Here is an 18,733-nt window from a genome sequence, read left to right as displayed (position 1 = left end):
TGGCCGCGAGGCATCGCCTGGCTCTCAGGTGAACCCAGCGGCTGATTGGGGGAAATAGATGGCGCTCAGGTTTCTTGCAAGAACGTTCGTACTTGTACTGGCAAGCCTCGTACTCGTGCCGGCGATCGCGCGCGCGCAGAGTGTGTTCACGGGGACAGTGAAAGACACGTCGGGCGCGGTGATGCCTGGGGTGACGGTGGAAGCCGCGAGCCCGGCCCTGATCGAGGGCGTGCGTTCGGCGATCACCGATGCCAACGGCAGCTATCGCATCAGCGACCTGCGTCCTGGCACCTACAAGCTCACCTACACGCTGCCGGGCTTCAACACCGTGATTCGCGACGGCGTCGAACTGCAGGGCAACTTCGTCGCGACCATCAACATCGACCTGTCCGTTGGCACGCTGCAGGAATCGGTCACTGTCTCCGGCGCCTCGCCGGTGGTGGACGTGCAGAGCAACGCCAAGCAGCAGGTGCTGACGCGCGATGTGCTGAGCGCGGTGCCGACCGCCGGCACCATCCAGGGCCTGGGCCAACTGGTCGTCGGCGTCACGCTGAACGTGCCCGACGTGGGCGGCTCGCGCGCGATGCAGCAGACCTATTTCGCCGTGCGCGGCCAGGGCGGCGCGCAGACGGTGGTGCTGGTGGACGGCATGATGACCAACGGCCTGATGGGCGACGGCGCCGTGCAGGCGTACCACAACGAATCGATGACGCAGGAAGCGGTCTACCAGACGGCCGGCGGCAACGCCGAGACCCTGACCGGCGGCGTCAACATGAACCTGATTCCCAAGGACGGCGGCAACCAGTTTCGCGGCGGCGCCAAGGGCTTCAAGTCACCGTCCGGGTGGCAGGGCGACAACCTGACCGACGACCTGCGGGCGCTCGGCGTCACCGGCGTCGACAAGATCTCGAACTTCTACGAGTGGAACGTCGAACAGGGCGGACCCATCGTCAGGAACAAGCTGTGGTTCTTCGGCGCGTTCCGCAAGGCTCGCTACGACCGGCCCATTGCCAACACGTTTGCGATCCCGGCGGGCCAGAATGTGCCCGCGGCCTTCGCCGCCTGCCGGGCCAATCCCGACAGTTGTGAGCAGGGCGTCTCGGACGAGAAGATGGACAACCCGGTCGTGCGCCTGACGTGGCAGGCATCAGAGCGCAATAAGGTGGCCGTCTATATGGACCGCGCGCTGCGGTTGCGCGGCCACGCCATGGGCGCCTTGACCGATCAGAACACGGCGTCGGTGATCTGGAACACGCCGACCTTCGCCACGGGCTCGATCAAGTGGACCTCGACGTTGTCGTCGAAGCTGCTGCTCGAGTTGGGCTACTCCGGCAATCGGGAGCGCTACGACAACCTGTATCAGCCCGGCATTCTGGCCGAGCGCAACACCGCCGACTGGTATCGAAACGTCCGCAAGAACGACAACAGCACCGGCCTGCTGTGGGGAGCCTCGGGCGCGCAGCTGGGCAACTATCCAGACCGCTACAACCTCCAGGGCGCGGTCTCGTATGTCACCGGCGCACACACCATCAAGGTGGGCGGCGCCTGGCAAACCGGCAAGTACATCCGCTACAACAACGCCAACGCGGATCTCTACCAGACCTACAACAACGGCAATCCGCTGCAGGTGACGGTCTTGAACACGCCGCTTCGAACCGGTGAAGACCTGAACGCCAGTCTCGGCTTCTTCGCCCAGGACACGTGGAACCTCGATCGCCTGACCTTGAATCTTGGCCTGCGCTTCGACTACAACAAGCAGACCATCCGGGGCCAGGAGGCCCAGGTCGGCCGATTCGCCAACAGCCCTGCGTACAGTTCGTTCCAGGCGGTTCCGACGTGGCAGGATTTTTCGCCTCGGCTCTCGCTCGTCTACGACTTGTCGGGCGACGGTCGCACCGCCGTGCGGGCCGGCCTCAACAAGTTCGTGACCGCCCAGACGACGGGGTTCTCGCAGCTTTACAACCCGACGGCCCTGACGACCGCCACGCTGCCGTGGACCGACGTGAATGGTGACGACATCGCGCAGGGCGAACGCGGCTGCGTCTACCTGACCGCCGGATGTGAGATCAACTTCGCCAACCTGTCCCCGAATTTCGGCGTGCGGTCGCTGTCGACGCCGGATCCCGGGCTCAAGCGCCCCTACTCGCTGCCGATTAACGTCGGGGTGACGCACGAGCTATTCTCCGGGTTCTCCGTGGCGGCCGAGTATTACCACATCTCGTTCAGGAACATCACGATGCGCACGAACTCGCTGCTGAACGAGGCCAGCTACAACCGCTTCGAAGTGGTCAGCCCCCTCGACGGCAGCGTGATCCCTGCCTGGGTGATCAAGCCCGAGTTCCGCGGCCAGGTCGCAAACATCGACAGTACCAACAGCGACATGAAGCGCAGCTACAACGGCATGGACATTAACTTCAATGCGCGCATGGCCCGCGGGGTCCGCGCGTTCGGCGGCTTCAACCTCGAGCGCAGCCTCAACAATGTCTGTGCCGCAGCGGCGAGCGACCCCAATCGGTCGCTGTACTGCGACCAGTCGGAGAGCGGCATTCCGTGGCAGAAGCAGGTCAAGGCCACCGTGGTCTACCCGCTGCCGTTCTGGGGCGTGTCGGTCAGCGCCTCGTGGCAGAACCTGAACGGCTACCTCACCGGCACCGCCGCGCAGGCCTACGGCGGCTTCACGGCCGGCACCGGGTTCGACCGTCCCAACGGCCAGGGTACTTTCTGGCAGCTGACTTCGGCCACGCGCTACGCCGCCAACTGTACGGGTCCCTGCACGCCGGGTGGGCTGGTGCTGCCCGCGCTCGCCGCCAGCGGCGTGGCTAACCTGCAGGTGCCGCTCGTGGCGCCCGAAACCGAGTTCACCCCCCGCATCAACCAGGTGGACTTCTCGTTCAGCAAGCGAGTCGAGTTCGGCGCGTTCCGGATGACGCCGAAGGTTGACCTCTTCAACGCCCTGAACTCGGACGACTACTCCTCGGTTTCGTCGGTGCAGTTCGGCGCGGCCGCCTACATGCGGCCTTCCGTAATCCTCCAGGGCCGCATCATCCGCGTTGGTGTGGATATGACCTGGTAAGACTCGGATGTAGCGTCCGGCTTTAGCCGGACCGGGAAGGGCGGGGGCTTAAAACACCCCCGCCGTTCTTTTTCTTCCTATACTGAAGCCACCCGATGTTGCTCCACCTCGCTCTGGCTCTACAGTTGGCGGCTGTCGCCGATTTGACGGGCAAGGCCGTCGATCCACTCGTCCGGCCAGCCGGTCAGGGCGCCAGCGTCCTGATCTTTGTGACCACCGACTGCCCGATCTCCAATCGCTACGCGCCAGAGATCCAGGACCTCGCGGCGAAGTTCGCGACGCGGGGCTTTGCCTTCACGCTGGTGTATCCGGCGGCCACCGATACGCCCGCGGTAATCGGCGAACACATGAAGAAGTTTGGCTATGCCATCCCCGCCGTGCGCGATACCGCACAGGAGTTGGTGAAGCACACCGGGGTGAAGGTGACACCGGAGGTGGCCGTCATCGGCGCCGGCGGACAGGTGTTGTACCGGGGCCGGATCGACGACCGCTACATTGATTTCGGCAAGGACCGGCCGCAGCCCACCGAACGCACGCTGGAACGCGCGCTCGAGGCCGTTGTGCAAGGCAAGCCGGTTGCCGTGCGCGAGACACAAGCTGTGGGATGTTTCCTGGGGGATCTAATCAAGTGACCCCTACCGTTCGGAGAGCGACGGCTTTAGCCGTCGCTGTGACAGTCGTGGCGATGGCTGAAGCCATCGCCCTCCAAGCGTCTGCCAGCGCGCAGGACGTGACTTTCACAACAGACATCGCGCCGATCGTCTTCAAGTCGTGCGTATCGTGTCATCGCAAGGGCGGTCCGGCGCCGTTTGCCCTCACCACGTACGACGAGGTGCGCCGACGCGCGACGCAGATTGCCACGGTCACCAAGAGCCGCTTCATGCCGCCATGGAAGGTGGAGCCCGGCGTTGGCCACTTCGTGGGACAGGACCCGCTGAACGACGAGCAGATCGCCCGGCTCGAGACGTGGGCGGCCGCTGGCGCGCCGGAGGGTGATCCGGGTGCGCTGCCGGCGCTGCCGAAACTGCCCGACGGCTGGCTACTGGGACAACCGGACCTGATCGTGAAGCCATCGCGCGCGTACACGCTGGCGCCGCAGCCGACCGACGCGTTTCGCATCTTCGCCATCCGCCTGCCCGTGACGAAGCGAACCTACGTTCGCGGCATCGAGTTTCACCCCGGCAATCCGCGGGTGGTGCATCACGCCAACATCCGCATCGATCGCACGGATGCCACGCGCAAGTTGGACGAGGCGGATCCGCTGCCCGGGTACGACGGCCTGATGCCGCGATCGGCCGAGTACCCCGATGGCCACTTCCTTGGCTGGACCCCTGGCCAGGTCGCGCCCCTCGTGCCGCCCGATCTGGCGTGGACGCTCGAGCCGGGCAGCGACTTGGTGGTGCAGTTGCACCTGCAGCCGAGCGGAGCGGTGGAACAGGTGTTGCCCGAGATCGGCTTGTACTTCAGCGACCAGCCGCCCACGCGGACACCGACCATCCTGCGGTTGGGTTCCCAGGCCATCGAGATTCCGCCTGGCGAGCCGCGCTATGTGATTCGCGATGCCTACACGCTGCCGGTCGATGCCGACCTGCTGGCGGTGCAGCCGCACGCCCACTACCGCGCCCGCAAGATCCGCGGCACGGCGCACCTGCCGGACGGGACGTCGCGCGTGGTGATGCACATCACCGACTGGGACTTCCGCTGGCAGCATGTCTATCGCCACGCTACGCCGATTCGCCTGCCGAAGGGCACGCGGCTGTCGATGGAGTACACCTACGACAATTCGGCCGACAACATCCGCAATCCTGAGCTGCCGCCTGCCAAGGTCTACTGGGGCCAGCGTTCGAAGGACGAGATGGGCGACCTCTGGTTCCAGTTGCTCGCGGCCAACGACCGCGACCGCCAGCTGATGCGCGATCAAATCGCAACCAAGATGACCGTCGAGGACATTGCCGGCTACGAAACGATGCTGCGCGTGGATCCCAGTGACGTCGAGCTGCACGACGATGTGGCGTTGCTGTACATGGGGATCGGGCAGATGGCGCCGGCAATCCGGCACTTCGAGGCGACCGTGACGCTCAAGCCCGATTCGGCGGCGGCTCGCTTCAACCTGGGCACCGCCCTGGCCCAGGCCGGCCGCCTCGATGATGCGACTGCCGCTTTCCGTGCCGCTCTCGCTCGCCGTCCCGATTACGCGCTGGCGCACAACAACCTGGGGCAGGTATTGCTCGCGCAGGGAAAGACGGGTTATGCCTTGAAGCATCTGCAGGAAGCGGTTCGCCTCGACCCGGCGAACCCGCAGGCGCTGTTTGGATTGTCCGAAGCCTACGCGATGAGCGGGTCGTTCGACCTGGCGATTGAGATGATCGATCGAGCCATCAAGCTGCCCATGCCCGAGGCCCTGGCGCCGCGCGTGCTGGCGAGGCGCGCCGAGTATCTCAGGCGCCTGCCGCAATAACTGATGTGGCGTCCGGCTTTAGCCGGACCGTGCTATCAGCGAGCGGATCCCATCGGCGCGACAATCTTCTGAACCAGCGGCTCCAACTGCTCCATGGTCAACTGCCCCGGGTTGTACTTCGAGACGTTGCCCGCCCGATCAATCAGCACCAGCGTGGGCGTCGTCGAGACGCCGTACTGCGCGAAAATCTGCTCGCTGATTGGCACCGGGATGTTCTTCATCCACGGGTAGTCGCTGTCGCGGACACCCGTGAGATAGGTCAGCTCCTCGTCCGGACCGGCCGGCTGGCGCTTGGCGACGTAGCCGTAGAACTTGGTCGGCGCCACCAGCGTCAAGCCGGTGCTCTTGTACTTCTCCAGCAGTGTTGCGAGGACCGGCCCCTGGGCCTTGCAGTCGGGGCACCAGTGCGCCCACAGGTAGAGGATCACCGGCTTGCCCTTGAGCGCCGCCATCGCCGGCGGCGCCGCGCCAATCCACTTCGGGCTGTCCACGGGAAACGCCGTCGAGCCCTCGAGGCTCAGCAGGTTGACGTTCTTGTTGAGGCGTTCGACGATCGACGTGTCCTGGTAGGTGTCGAGTTCGCGGCGCAGGTAGAGGACGGCCTCGGAACGGCGGCCCTGTCCTGCCGAGGCGAGCGCGGTCACTTCGATGGCCGCGCCCAGGGCAATCGGCAACCGCGCCTCATCGTCCAGTTTCCGCGTCTTCAGTTGCTCCTCGACGATTTCGTAGGTGCGGGCGGCATAGGTCATGGCCGCGTCGTAGTTCTTGGCGGCGACCGCGCCGCGGCCGAGCCACGAAAAAGCTTCGATGGCGATTGGCGTCGTGCCGTTGGCGGCCATGTCGTCGAGCACCAGCTTCTCGGCCTTGACGAAGTCGTTCTCGCCGATGGCCGCGCGCACTTTCTGGACGATCGTCTGCGGCGGCGCGGCAGGCTTCGCAGCGTCTTGCGCGAAAGAAGACGAGGCGACAATCAGAGACAAGAGCAGCGCCGGGAGTATGCGGGTCATCCGCCGAGGATATCGCAAACTGCGATATAAACCTCGGATGCCCCGCTCCCTACGCACGTTTGCACTGGTGGCCGTCCTGGCCCTGGTTCTTGTTCAGCTGCCTGTCACCGCGCAGTCGCCGGGTCTTCGCGGATTTCCAGACGATGCCGTCGCCGCGCAGCGGGCGCGCGAGGCGCAGTTCAGGAAGATCCCCGACGCGGCGCGGCTCAAGGAGTACATGGAGGCCATGGCCGGCGAGTCGCACGTGGCCGGTCAGCCGTCTTCGAAGAAGGTGGCCGAGTACGCGCTGGCCAGGTTCACGTCGTTCGGCCTCGACGCGCGCATCGAAGAGTTCGAGGCGATGATGCCGTGGCCCGTGGAAACGAGCGTTGAGCTGGTGGCGCCGGTCAAGCATTCGCTGCTGCTCAAGGAGCCGGTGCTGCCGGAAGATCCCGACTCTGGCGACCAGACGCCCGTCTACAACGCCTATTCGGCCGATGGCGACGTGACCGGCGAAGTGGTCTACGTGAACTACGGCATGCCGGCCGATTACGAGCGACTGAAGGAGCTTGGCATCAGCGTCAAGGGCAAGATCGTGCTGGCACGCTACGGCGCCGGCTGGCGCGGCATCAAGCCCAAGGTGGCGTATGAGAATGGCGCCATCGGTTGCCTGATCTATTCCGATCCTCGAGACGATGGCTACTTCCAGGGCGAGGTCTATCCGAACGGTCCTTATCGCCCCGAGTTCGGCGCGCAGCGCGGCAGTGTGATGGACATGCCGATTCACCCGGGCGATCCTCTCACTCCCGGCTGGGGCAGCGAGGCCGGCGGCAAGAAGCTCCGGATGGAGGAATCGCAGACCATCATGAAGATTCCGGTGCTGCCAATCGGCTACGGCGACGCGCTGCCGATCCTGAAGCAGTTGAAAGGGCCGGTCGCCCCGGTCGAATGGCGGGGCGCGCTGCCAGTGACGTATCACCTTGGCCCCGGCCCGGCGCAGCTGCACATGAAGCTGTCGTTCGAGTGGAAAAACCGTCCGCTCTACAACGTGATGGTGACCATTCCCGGCACCACGCGCGTCGACGAATGGGTGATCTTCGGCAACCATCACGACGCGTGGGTGATGGGCGCCGACGATCCGATCAGCGGCGCCTCGTCTTTGATGGAGACGGCCCGCGGTCTTGGCGAATTGCTCAAGACCGGCTGGCGGCCCTCGCGCACGATCAAGATCGCGTTGTGGGATGGCGAAGAGTGGGGCTTGCTCGGATCGACCGAGTGGGCCGAGAAGAACAACGCCGAGCTCAAGCAGAAGGCGGCGGTCTACATCAACACTGACGGCACGGGTAAGGGTTGGCTGAATGCCGGCGGTTCGCACGGCTTGCAGCAGTTCCTCGGCGAAGTGGCCAAAGAGATCATGGATCCGCGCACCGGCAAGCCGGTGTTCGACGAGGGCCGCCGCCGCGCCATCCTGGGCCACCCGGAGTCCGAGCGCAAGGCAGCGGAGGCCGATCCGTCGTTCCGCATTGCCCCACTCGGATCGGGCTCGGACTTCACGCCGTTCCTGCAGCACCTCACGCTGTCGTCGCTCAACGTCAGTTTCGGCGGCGAGAGCCCGGGTGGCGTGTACCACTCCGCGTACGACACCATCAAGTGGTACCAGACCTATTCGGACACCGACTACAGCTACGGCCGCACGCTGGCGCAGTTGACCGGCACGCTGATCCTGCGCCTGGCCGATGCGCCGGTGCTGCCGTTCCAGTTCACCGACACGGCCGACACGCTGATGCGCTACGTGGTCGAGCTCGAAGCGCTGGCGGCGACGAAGAAGGAGTCGAACGTGGACCTGCGGCAGGTGCGTTCGGCGGTGGAGAAGCTGCGCGATGCCGGCCGCGCGTTCGAGAAGGCCTACGGTTCGCTCGGTCGCGCCAACACGCAAGCGCTGCAGGCACGCAAGGATCTGCAGGCGCTCAACCAGTTGCTGATCACGTCAGAGCGAAAACTGGGAAACACCGAAGGCCTGCCCCGTCGCGAGTGGTTCAAGCACCAGATCTACGCGCCGGGCTTCTACACCGGCTACGGTGTGAAGACCATGCCTCAGATTCGTGAGGGACTGGAAGAAGGCCGCTTTACCGAGGCGCAAGGCGGCGTGCGCACCGTGTCGTCAGCCGTGAACGCCCTGGCCGCGCAAGTGGAAGAAGCGACGAAGGCGTTGCAGCAGGCGGTGAAGTAGACTCCGCCTAGTTATGTGGCGTCCGCCTTTAGGCGGACCAGGAAGCGGTCGTAGAGGTGGGTCTTCAGACCCGCCGCCCGTTGTAGGGCGCCCCTTTTATGGGGCGCCGTTCGGTCAGTCCAGGCATCTCGCCATCGGACTCCGCGCCCGCTCCGCAACGGCTGTCAACTCGCCGCTCGCTCTGGAGGTGGAGGCAACCCCTTCTTGGGGTTGCCTATCTCGTTGCGCTCGCAGCGAGTTGTCTGTAAGCAACCTGCCCGTCGGGGCGATGTTGATTCCCTCTGTCCAAACAGTGACCGGCCGCCCCGACTCCCGCCGGCTGCGCGGGCGCTCCGCCCGACGACGAGACTCGATGGCGGGCACAGAGATGATGCAATTCGCCCGTTTGTACCCAGCGCGGGTGTTGTCGATGGTGTTCATCGACGCTGCGGTCGACCCCGCTGCGGCCTGGCGCGTCATGATGAAGGATCCTCAGGGGCCTCCGAAGTCGCCTGTCGGATCTGTTTCGGAGCAGATTGACCGGTGGTGGAACACACACCCGTCAGACTTCGCGGCAGTTCGGGTGCCTGCCTTGGCCCTGTTCGCCATCCAAGACCGTCATCCTTACCCGCCGCCCGGAGCGTCGACCGCGATGCGCGCTCGGCTGGACGAGTATTGGCGGACCGAATGGAATTCGCTCGTCGAGCGAACGGCCGAGAAGTTTCGGCGGGAAGTGGCCGGCGGCCGAGTCGTTATGATGAACGGTCCGCACTATCTGTATCGCGAAAAAGAGGTCGATGTGATCCGCGAGATGGATGCGTTTTATGGTGCCGTGCTTCCCCGATAGACGAGGGACCTGGCCATGAGCGATCGGTCGACTGAAATCCCGCCAGATGCGCGGGCCGCAGCTGATCGCGGCGAGCTCATCGAGGCCATCAAGATCACGCGTCAGGTCTCGTCATTAGGTCTCAAGGAGGCCAAGGAAGCTGTTGACGCGTATTTGCCCGGGGCCACCCCAACCAGTATCCGTGGCGAAGTGCAGATCCCATTGCAGGCGGTGTCGGCTCTGCACCAGGGCAGCTTGATCGACGCGATCAAGCGCACGCGGGAAGCCACGGGCCTGGGGCTCAAGGACTCGAAAGAGGCCGTGGAGCAATACCTGGCCAAGCACGCCAACACCAACGAACAGTACCGGGCGGCCGCGCGCCTCAACCGGGGCAACAGCCGCCTGTTTGTGACCGGCGGGCTGATAGTGGTCGCCGCGGCGATCGTCTGGTGGCTCTCGCGGACCTAGCGCGTTCCGCCTGCTTCGTTGATCTTCCGCAACACCCGATCCCGCATCCACTGGGGATCCCAGAACTCGATCGGATTGACCGGCACGCCCTGCAGCAGGATCGTGAAGTGCAGGTGGTCGCCGCCGGCCAGGCCGGTGGCGCCGGTGCGGCCCAGTTCCTGGCCCTTGGCGACGGTGTCGCCGACCTTCGTACCAATCGTAGACAGGTGCGCGTAGAGTGACTGCACGCCCAGTCCGTGATCGACGATCACGCAGTTGCCGTAGATGCCCAGGTAGTCCGCAAACACGACCACGCCGGCGTTCGAGGCGTTGACCGGCGCCCGCTGCACCGAGGCCAGGTCGAAGCCGAGGTGCACCTGCCGGTCGATTTCCTCGTCGCCGAAGAAGTAGGTCCGGCGATCGGCGAAGCGCGACTCGACCTGCGAGTTGCCCATCTGCGCAAACGCTTCGGTCCACAGCATCTTCGGCTGGGTCTTCGCGGCGAGGGCCGTGATGGTGTCCCCGTTCTGCTTGCGCAGGTCACCGTTGATGGTCAGGAACCCCTTCAGCAATCCTTCAGGTGAGCTGGTGTCAACCTTCAGCTCAGGCGTGTTCGAGGCAATGGCTGGAACGACCCGATCGAGAAAGCGCTGGTCGATGGGAATGCGCGACTGCAGGAACTTCTTGTTCGTTGGCTTGTGCTCGAGCGGCGTGGTCACTTCGTTGCCGGCCAGATCGCGGGCAAATGCCGACATGCGGACGTTGACGTCCTGGTCGTGCTTGAGCGCGAAGAACGCCACCCGGACCGCAGGATCCGCAATGCCCACCGCCGAGCCTGGATAGGCCGGATACTCGGCATCGCCCACCTTGACGCCCGCGTCCACATCGTCTGGCGTGGCTCGCATGACAACGAACTCGGCGCCGCCGAGGTTGATGAAGTGGTGGATGGAAATGACCGCAACCCTGGGCGGATCCAGCCGTACCTGCAACTCGCGCGTGATCGCCGACTCAACCGTTCGCAGTCCGAAGAAGGCCTGGCGCGACGCGGTCACCGTGAGGGTGGCGGGCCCGCTGACGAGGGTGGGGATGGTGGTCTTGCCGAGTGCGCCCGACAGGCTGACCTGCGTTTGCCCCGTGCCGTCGTTGCCGTACGACGCCACCATGGTTGACTGCCCGTTCTGCTCGAGCGTGGCGTGCATCGCCACCACTGGCGTCGCCGACTCCGCCACCACATCAAGTGCGCTGGCGCGACCCACGAACTGATCGGGCGACTTGATGGTGATTGACGGTCCAGCTTCGCGACCGGCGAGGTACCAACCGGCGCCCGCGCCGGCGATGGCAATGACGACGAGGGCAAGAACAGTCAGGCGGAAAAAGCGCATGACCGATCATAGCCATGAACAGGAGTTCAAGAGGTCAAGAGAAACAATTATTTCTCCTGAACTCCTTAGCTCCTGTTCCCTTGGCGCAACCGCTTCGTCGTTCTGTGTGTTGGGGTTGCGGTCCAGGGATCTTCCGGCCAGGGGTGCCGTGGATACCGGCCGCGCAGTTCCTTGCGGACCTCCTGATACGTCGTGGCCCAGAAGCTCTTGAGGTCTTGTGTCGATTGCACCGGCCGCGCGTTCGGCGCGAGCAGATGAAACGTCACCGGGATCCGCTTCGGTCCAAGCTTGGGTGTTTCGGCGAGACCGAATAGCTCCTGTAGTTTCACCGCGACCGACACGGTGCCGTCGGCGGCGTAGTCGAGCCGCATCGAGCGTCCGCTTGGCACCGCGAGACTGTCGGGCGCGTCGCGCTCGATGGCCTGTTTGGTCGCCCATGGCAGTTGGGCAGCGATGTCCAGACCCTTGAGGTTGTTCGCTCCCGCTGCCGCCAGCACCGCCAGTCCTGACAAGTCCAGCGAGTGTCCCGCGAAAGTGGCGCGTCGGACTAATCGCTCGGTGTCAGCATCGTGTTCGCGGTTGCACCACGCCTGAGCCAGCATCTGCGAAGCGATCACGGGGTCGATGGCGACGTGACGCTCTCGCAGCACCAGCGCGTCGTACCAGTCGGTGGCGTGAGCACGGACGACACCGCTGATGTCAATGCTGTGGATTACTTCGCTTCGAGTCGGGCCGAGCCACTCGGCTTCGATCCGGCATGCGGACCGAACCGTGGCTTCGGTCGTCAATGTAGCGTCCGCCTTTAGGCGGACCGAGCCAGCAGTGACATCCAACGCCACCAGCCAGTCGCCCTCACGAACACCGCTCTCGCTGCCCATCACCGCGCCATGGCCGGTCGCGAGCGTGACACGGTCTGCACTTCGTCGCTTCGCCACCCGGTCGGGATAGCCCGCCAGCACCGCTCGCCGGAACGCGGTTTCGTCGATGTGCCTGGCTTGGCGGTTGCCCAACACCCCGGCGGCACTGCGTTCCAGGTTGTCGGCGATGCGCTTCAGGTGAAACGGCATGCGGGCCCAGGCGTCGAGAATGGGCAGCAGGTCGCAAGAGGTCGTTTGGTGGCCACCCTCGGTTCGACCCGGCTCCGAGAGCCACGCACAGGCTGCCGCCGCCTCGAACGAGCCGAGGCCATCGACCAGGATGCGGGCCAGTCGCGGGTGCAAGGGCAGGCGCCGCAGCAACCGCGCGTCCTCGGTGGCGCGGCCATCGCGCACGAGACCGAGCCGCTCGAGCAGCGTGACCGCAACCGCCAGGCGATCGTCCGAAGGTCGCTCGAACCACTCGAAGGTCGCGGGGTCGCCGCCCCATCCCAGGATCGACAGCACCGGCTGCGCCAGGTCGATGCGCTGCACCTCGGGCTCCCGGTGGGGCCGCAGGCGATCGCGCTGGTCCCAGAGCCGCGTCACGGTTCCCGGACCGAGCCGTCCGGCGCGGCCGGCGCGCTGATCCGCGGAATCGGTCGTGATCCGCTCCAGCGTCAGGCTGTCAACCCCGCGTTCGCCGTTGTAACGGGCGACCTTGTGCAGCCCGGTGTCGATCACGATCGAGACGTCGGGCACGGTCAGGGAGGTCTCTGCGATGTTGGTCGCGAGAATCACGCGCCGCTTCGAGCTGGGCGACAAGGCAGCGTCCTGCCCGGCGGCGTCCATTGAGCCGTGGAGCGACAGCAGTTCGACGCCGTGCCGGGCCGCCACCGGCTCGGTTTCGCGTATCGCGCGGGCAATTTCGCCGGCGCCTGGCAGAAAGCAGAGCGCATTGCCGCGGGTGACCGGCAGTAGTTCATCGAGGGCCGTGGCGACAGACTGTCCTGAGGCGTACGAAATTGAGAGGGGATGCAAGGTTCCGGGCACGTCGATCACCGGGCAGCCGCCCAGGAAACGCGCGACCGGCGCCGTGTCGAGGGTTGCCGACATCACCAGGATCCGCAGCTCCGGCCGCGCCAGCCACGCCTGTCGCGCCAGGGCGAGCCCGAGGTCGGCGTGAATGCTGCGCTCGTGAAACTCGTCCACGACGAGCGTCGTGACATCGCTCAGCAACGGGTCGTCCTGCAGGTAGGCGGTCAGAATGCCCTCGGTCACGACCAGGAGCTGTGTGTCGGAGGCGGCCTTCTTCTCGAAGCGGATGTGCCAGCCCACTTCCCGGCCCAGCGTCCAGCCGCGCTCGTCGGCAATGCGACGCGCCATGGCCCGCGCCGCCACCCGTCGCGGCTGCAGCAACAGCACCCGGCCCTGGTCCACCAGCGCCGGCGGCACCCTCGTCGTCTTGCCGGCTCCAGGCGCCGCCGTCAGGACCGCGGCCCGATGACGGTTGAGCGCCTCACGAATGGGGTCGATGAATGCATCGACGGGGAGGGGGATCGGCGACACCTCCCTTATGATGTCAGACCATGAGTATCGTGCGCCGTGGCACCCTGATCAATTTCCTCGGTGTCCTCTGTGTCCTCTGTGGCCCCATTGATCTGTCGGCACAGACCGCGGCGCCCGCAGCCCAGCGTCGTGAACCCCCATCAACGCTGAGAGCACCGACGAGGCTTGATGTGCTACGCGGTGAATACGGCCGCTACCGCGCGAACAACGATCTGCTGCACTACGACCTCGACGTCCGCGTCGATCCCGAGAAGAGGTCGATCACCGGCAAGAACGCCATCCGCTTCAAGATGCTCACGGACGACACCCGCATCCAACTGGAGCTGTACGCCAACCTGGCGGTCGATCAGATCCTGATGGGCGCCACGACGCTCAAGTACGCGCGCGACCACAACACCGTCTACGTGGATTTCCCCGAGACGCTGCGTGCCGGCCGCACCTACACCATCGACTTCCACTACACCGGCCTGCCGCAGGAACAGGGCCGCTTTGGCGGCCTGGCGTTCCGCAAGGACCCCGCCGGCCGCCACTGGATCAACACCGCGAATGAAGGCGAGGGGTCGAGCGTGTGGTGGCCGAGCAAGGACCAGTGGCGCGACGAGCCGGAAGGCGCCGACATCCGCGTGGCCGTGCCCAGCGGCCTGACCAACGTCTCGAACGGCCGCTTCATGGGCAAGACCGACCTGGGCGACGGCTACACGCGCTGGGACTACCGCGTCCACTACCCGATCAACTCCTACAACGTCTCCCTCAACATCGGCCACTACGTGCATTTCGCCGAGAAGCTCGGCGACCTGTCGATGGACTACTTCGTGCTGCCCGAGAACCTGGACAAGGCGAAGAAGCAGTTCGCGCAGGCGCTGCCGATGATGGAGGCGTTCGAGAAGTACGTCGGCAAGTACCCGTTCCCGAAGGACGGATTCAAGCTGATCGAGGTGCCCTATTCGGGCATGGAGCACCAGAGCGCCGTGACCTATGGCAACCGCTACGCCAACGGTTACCTCGAGCGCGACTGGACCGAGGTGGGCGTCAGCCTGAAGTTCGACTTCATCATCATCCACGAGAGCGGCCACGAGTGGTTCGGCAACGCGGTGTCGGCGGCCGACGTGTCGGATATGTGGATCCAGGAGGGCTGGACGACCTATCTCGAAGGCGTCTACGTCGAGGCGCTGTTCGGCTATGACGATGCGCTGAAGTACGTGAATGGCTATAAGAAGAAGGTCGGCAACCGCGAGCCGGTGATCACGCAGCGTGGCATACACCGCACACCCAACCAGGACATGTACTTCAAGTGCGCGCTGTTCCTGCACACCCTGCGGAGCGTCGTCAATGACGATGCCCGCTGGTGGAAGCTAGTTCGGGACACCTACGAGCGCTTCAAGTACCAGAACATCATGACCGAAGACCTGGTTCGCTTCTTCAACGCCGAGTTGCAGCAGGATCTGACGCCGATCTTCGATCAGTACCTGCGCCGAGCCAACCTGCCGACGCTGGAGCTGACGTTCGACGAGAAGGCCGAGACCGTGTCGTACCGCTGGAACGCCGACGAGCGCGGCTTCGCGATGCCGATCAAGGTGGGCGCCAGGGGCGACTGGCAGGTGATCAAGCCGACGACAGCGTGGCAGACGATGCCGAACAAGTTGGGAAAGGGGCTGGCGGTGGCGACGGAGCTGTTCTACATCAACGTCTCAGTCTTGGACGCGAGCGGCCGCCCGTAGAGGCGGGTCTTTAGACCCGCCTAACTCCCGATCTTCTTCCGCGCCTCCGCGATCCGCTCGCGATCGAGGTCGCCGTCTTTCCAGTAGCCGACGAAGCGGTGATAGGCCTCGCGCGACTTCGCCGTGTCGCCCTGCTGTTCGTAGATGCGGCCGAGGAAGTAGAAGCTGCGCACGTACTCAATCGGCCAAACCGCGCGCTCGTAGCCGCTGCCAGCGACCTTCTCGAACCAGGGTCGCGCTTCTCCGGGACGGCCCGAGTCGAACAATGCCTGGCCAAGGGCCGACCATACCGGCAGATGCCAGCTCCGCGTGTTGGGTCCCGGCCCCCGCGGGGTGAGGGTTGCCGCCGCATCCTGCAGCGGCTTGATCGCGGCTGAGGCGTCGCCGCGGCCAAGCGCCACGAATCCTCGGGCCATGTTCGCCGCCCTGCCGTCGCGCACGGTTGACAAGGGGTCCGCCATCGACAGCAGGGCGGTGACCGCCGCCTCAGCCTCGGCGGGCCGGCGGGCCTTAGAGAGCGCCCATGCCTGGTAAAGGAGGGCCACCGGCTCTTGGACCGTCCCCTTCGCATCGGCCACGGCCTTGGTCGTCGCTGCCGCGGCGAGGGCGTGCTGGCCCCTTGCAAGCAGGGTCAAGCCCGTCAACATATGGCCGACCGAGCGGCGCTGTCCGGCAGCCCTGTTGGCCGCGACCACACGCTCCGCCCACGTCACCGCGTCGGTGCTCCTGCCCAGGAATCCGCTCAGCCCCATCTGGATCTGCGCGCCAAAAAATCGGTGCCCATCGGTGGGGCCACTGGTCAGGTCGGCTGCGGCCGAGGCTGCGGCCTTCCAGTCTTCGCGCAGGAGGTGGGTCAGGCCAGCCGTGCTGGCCGCGCTTGTATCAAGCGGATCCAATAGCCGGGCCTTGTCCAGCACCCGAATGGCCTCGTCCAGCCGGTTGACACCGACCAAGGCGACGCCGAGCAATACCTGTGCTGCGGCGTTGTCCGGGTTACGTGTCGCAAACGCGTCGACGACTGCCAGGGCCTTCTCGGGCTGGCCGAGCGCCCGGTAGCCAACTCCGATGTTGGAGTAGGGCTGGACGATGGTGGTACCGGCCTGAATCAGCACTTCAAAGTGCTGCACCGCCTCCACGTAGCGTTCGAGGCCGTTGTAAGCGAGGCCCAGGTTGTTTCGGCACGCTTCGTGGCGCGGGGCGATGGCCAGGCAGCGCTCGTAGGCCGCCATGGACTTTGCCCGAGTGGCCGGAGAGCTCGCGTAGTGGACGCCCTCGATGTAGGCGCGGTCCCGCGGTGTCAGACGATCGGAAAGCGCGAATGCCTTGGCGCTGAACTCATCCCGACGCTCGGCATTTCCCCGGTTCCCTTCCACGATCGCCAATTTGCCGTAGGCCATCGCGAACTGTGGGTCGATGGCGACGGCCTTCTCGAACATCGCGACGGCCTCGGCATCGCGGCGACGATTATTGTGTTCGAGGCCTTGGGCATAGAACCGATACGCGTCGATCGAAGTGGTCGTGACCTCATCTACGCCGCGGCGGTCGCCGGTTGACAGGCCCACGCCGGGAGCGGTCAACATGGCCGCCTCAGCCCGCAGCCCTTCGAACTTTGTTCGAATGCGGCGCGACAGGTCGTCGATCATCGAGAACAGCGCCGACGTGCTGGTGCCGTCAACGCGCTCCGACGAGATGATGCGGCCGGTCTTGGCCTCCTGCAGCCGAACGTTGATGCGAATCGCATCGCCCGAGCGGACGTAGCTGCCCACCACGACGTTGGTGACGCCGGTGCGCGCGGCGACTTCGCTAATCGCCTCGGGCGACAGCATACGATCGTCCTGGCGATTGAGCTCCGAGAGGATGCCGTAGAGGCGATCGGTGCCCACCACCTCGATGCCCTGCGACTGCGACAGGTCGGTCACCACCATCTCGGTGATGCCGGTGCGCATCCAGTCAAGTTCCTTGTCGCCGGTGGTATTGTCGAAATACAACACCGCCACTGACGGCTTGCCTGATCCCCCGACAACGTCGGAGCTGCTCTCGGCCTCGCCGCGGGTGAACAGCACGACCCCGGCAACCGCGGCTACGGCGACGGCCGCAACCAGCCAGCCCCAGGTCGGCACGCGCATTGGTGCCGGCGTCGCCGGTGCCGCGGCAGCCTGCGGACCCGTGTCGAGACGCCGCCGGGCGGCGCGGATGTCGACCACCGCATCCTTCATGCCCTGGTAGCGATCGGCGGGGTCCTTGGCGAGGCACTTGTCGACAATGCGCTGAATGTCCGCACCGGCTTCGGCGATGACGGTCGGACCGAGGGAGGGCAGGCGAGGCGCGGCCTCATGCAGAATTGCGCTGGCCGTTTCGATGCCGGTCTTGCCGCGGAACGGCGGCTGTCCTGCCAGCATCTCGTGCAGCAGAATGCCGAACGAGAAGATATCGCTGCGGTGGTCAACGACTTCGCCGCGCGCCTGCTCGGGCGACATGTAGGTCATGGTGCCGAGCACCACGCCCACGCCGGTGTCGCGGCCGGTCTGCGTTTGGGCCCCCGCCGTGGCGGATACCTCAATGAGCTTTGCGATACCGAAGTCGATGATCTTGGCGTGGCCTTCGTCGGTGACCATGACGTTGGCGGGCTTCAGGTCGCGATGGACGATGCCCTTCTCGTGGGCCCGCGCCAGTCCGGCGGCGATCTCGGCCGCCAGTTCCAGCGACCGCGCCGCGGGCAACTTGCTGCGGGTCAGCAGGTCGCTGAGCTTCTCGCCACGGATCAGCTCCATCGCGATGTAAGCCACGCCGTCGACTTCGTCGGCGCCATGAATCACGGCGATGTGCGGGTGTTCCAACGCCGAAGCGGCCTGCGCCTCTTTCAGGAAACGTCGCCGCACGTCATCGCTGTGAGTGAGTTCCTGCGGAAGGACCTTCAGCGCGACATCGCGGTTGAGGCGCGTGTCGGTGGCCCGGTAGACCACACCCATGCCGCCTCGGCTGATCTCTTCCTCGACGCGGTAGTGCCCGAGCGAGCGGCCGGTCAGTTCCATGGGTCTGGGGGAAGGCACGGGCATTCTACCCGAAGCTCATCGGCGGCCCCGTGATAACTTGAAGGCTTACCGCCAGGGGTATTCGTCGATTCACGGCGAGTTGAGAAACACCCTGGAACCTGCCTGTCCGCCGAAGCGGCGTACAGGACCGCCGCGAAGGCGGAAACCGGTTCAGACCG

Annotated in this window: 11 protein-coding genes; 7 read left to right on the top strand and 4 right to left on the bottom strand. The window is 65.4% G+C overall.

Annotated features, from left to right (window positions below; translation table 11 throughout):
* The first annotated feature begins 115 nt into the window (after nt 1–115).
* From Q8T13_09050 to Q8T13_09040, 3 genes are all read left to right on the top strand, one after another.
* The gene (locus Q8T13_09050; protein ID MDP3717894.1) at nt 116–3,073 is read left to right on the top strand and encodes a carboxypeptidase regulatory-like domain-containing protein; all 2,958 of its coding nucleotides are present in this window, start codon (nt 116–118) and stop codon (nt 3,071–3,073) included.
* A gap of 95 nt (nt 3,074–3,168) precedes the next feature.
* Nucleotides 3,169–3,705 carry a redoxin family protein gene (locus Q8T13_09045; GenBank protein MDP3717893.1) on the top strand — a complete coding sequence of 179 codons (537 nt, stop codon included), beginning with the start codon at nt 3,169–3,171 and terminating at the stop codon, nt 3,703–3,705.
* Between the two features lie 53 nt (nt 3,706–3,758).
* Nucleotides 3,759–5,531, top strand: a complete 1,773-nt coding sequence (locus Q8T13_09040; protein MDP3717892.1) for a tetratricopeptide repeat protein — start codon at nt 3,759–3,761, stop codon at nt 5,529–5,531.
* 35 nt (nt 5,532–5,566) lie between these two features.
* Here the strand turns inward: Q8T13_09040 and Q8T13_09035 are convergent, their stop codons facing one another.
* Nucleotides 5,567–6,538, bottom strand: coding sequence for a TlpA disulfide reductase family protein (locus Q8T13_09035; protein MDP3717891.1), 972 nt, complete (start codon nt 6,536–6,538; stop codon nt 5,567–5,569).
* 37 nt (nt 6,539–6,575) lie between these two features.
* On the opposite strand from Q8T13_09035, the gene Q8T13_09030 reads away from it, so the two are divergent.
* The 3 genes from Q8T13_09030 to Q8T13_09020 all read left to right on the top strand — a co-directional run bounded on the left by Q8T13_09030 (nt 6,576) and on the right by Q8T13_09020 (nt 10,020).
* Nucleotides 6,576–8,747 carry a transferrin receptor-like dimerization domain-containing protein gene (locus tag Q8T13_09030; protein MDP3717890.1) on the top strand — a complete coding sequence of 724 codons (2,172 nt, stop codon included), beginning with the start codon at nt 6,576–6,578 and terminating at the stop codon, nt 8,745–8,747.
* Nucleotides 8,748–9,099: 352 nt separating this feature from the next.
* Nucleotides 9,100–9,573: a hypothetical protein gene (locus Q8T13_09025; GenBank protein MDP3717889.1), complete on the top strand. Its 474-nt coding sequence runs from the start codon at nt 9,100–9,102 to the stop codon at nt 9,571–9,573.
* Nucleotides 9,574–9,588: 15 nt separating this feature from the next.
* Nucleotides 9,589–10,020, top strand: a complete 432-nt coding sequence (locus tag Q8T13_09020) for a hypothetical protein (protein MDP3717888.1) — start codon at nt 9,589–9,591, stop codon at nt 10,018–10,020.
* Here the strand turns inward: Q8T13_09020 and Q8T13_09015 are convergent.
* Together Q8T13_09015 and Q8T13_09010 are read right to left on the bottom strand one after the other, a co-directional pair.
* The gene (locus Q8T13_09015; GenBank protein MDP3717887.1) at nt 10,017–11,381 is read right to left on the bottom strand and encodes a M23 family metallopeptidase; all 1,365 of its coding nucleotides are present in this window, start codon (nt 11,379–11,381) and stop codon (nt 10,017–10,019) included. The genes Q8T13_09020 and Q8T13_09015 overlap by 4 nt on opposite strands.
* 65 nt (nt 11,382–11,446) lie before the next feature.
* On the bottom strand, nt 11,447–13,804 hold the full coding sequence (locus Q8T13_09010; protein ID MDP3717886.1) for an ATP-dependent helicase C-terminal domain-containing protein: 2,358 nt from the start codon (nt 13,802–13,804) through the stop codon (nt 11,447–11,449).
* A gap of 20 nt (nt 13,805–13,824) precedes the next feature.
* Here Q8T13_09010 and Q8T13_09005 point away from each other — a divergent pair, with 20 nt between their 5' ends.
* A complete protein-coding gene (locus Q8T13_09005; GenBank protein MDP3717885.1) occupies nt 13,825–15,522 on the top strand; it encodes a M1 family metallopeptidase in 1,698 nt (565 codons plus the stop codon).
* 20 nt (nt 15,523–15,542) lie between these two features.
* Here the strand turns inward: Q8T13_09005 and Q8T13_09000 are convergent, their stop codons facing one another.
* Nucleotides 15,543–18,572, bottom strand: coding sequence for a FlgO family outer membrane protein (locus Q8T13_09000; GenBank protein MDP3717884.1), 3,030 nt, complete (start codon nt 18,570–18,572; stop codon nt 15,543–15,545).
* Between the last annotated feature and the right edge of the window lie 161 nt (nt 18,573–18,733).

This window comes from Acidobacteriota bacterium, assembly GCA_030697165.1.
Classification (GTDB): Bacteria; Acidobacteriota; Vicinamibacteria; order Vicinamibacterales; family UBA2999; genus 12-FULL-67-14b.
Note: the sequence above shows the minus strand (reverse complement) of the source record. Positions and strands in the feature narration are given on the sequence as shown.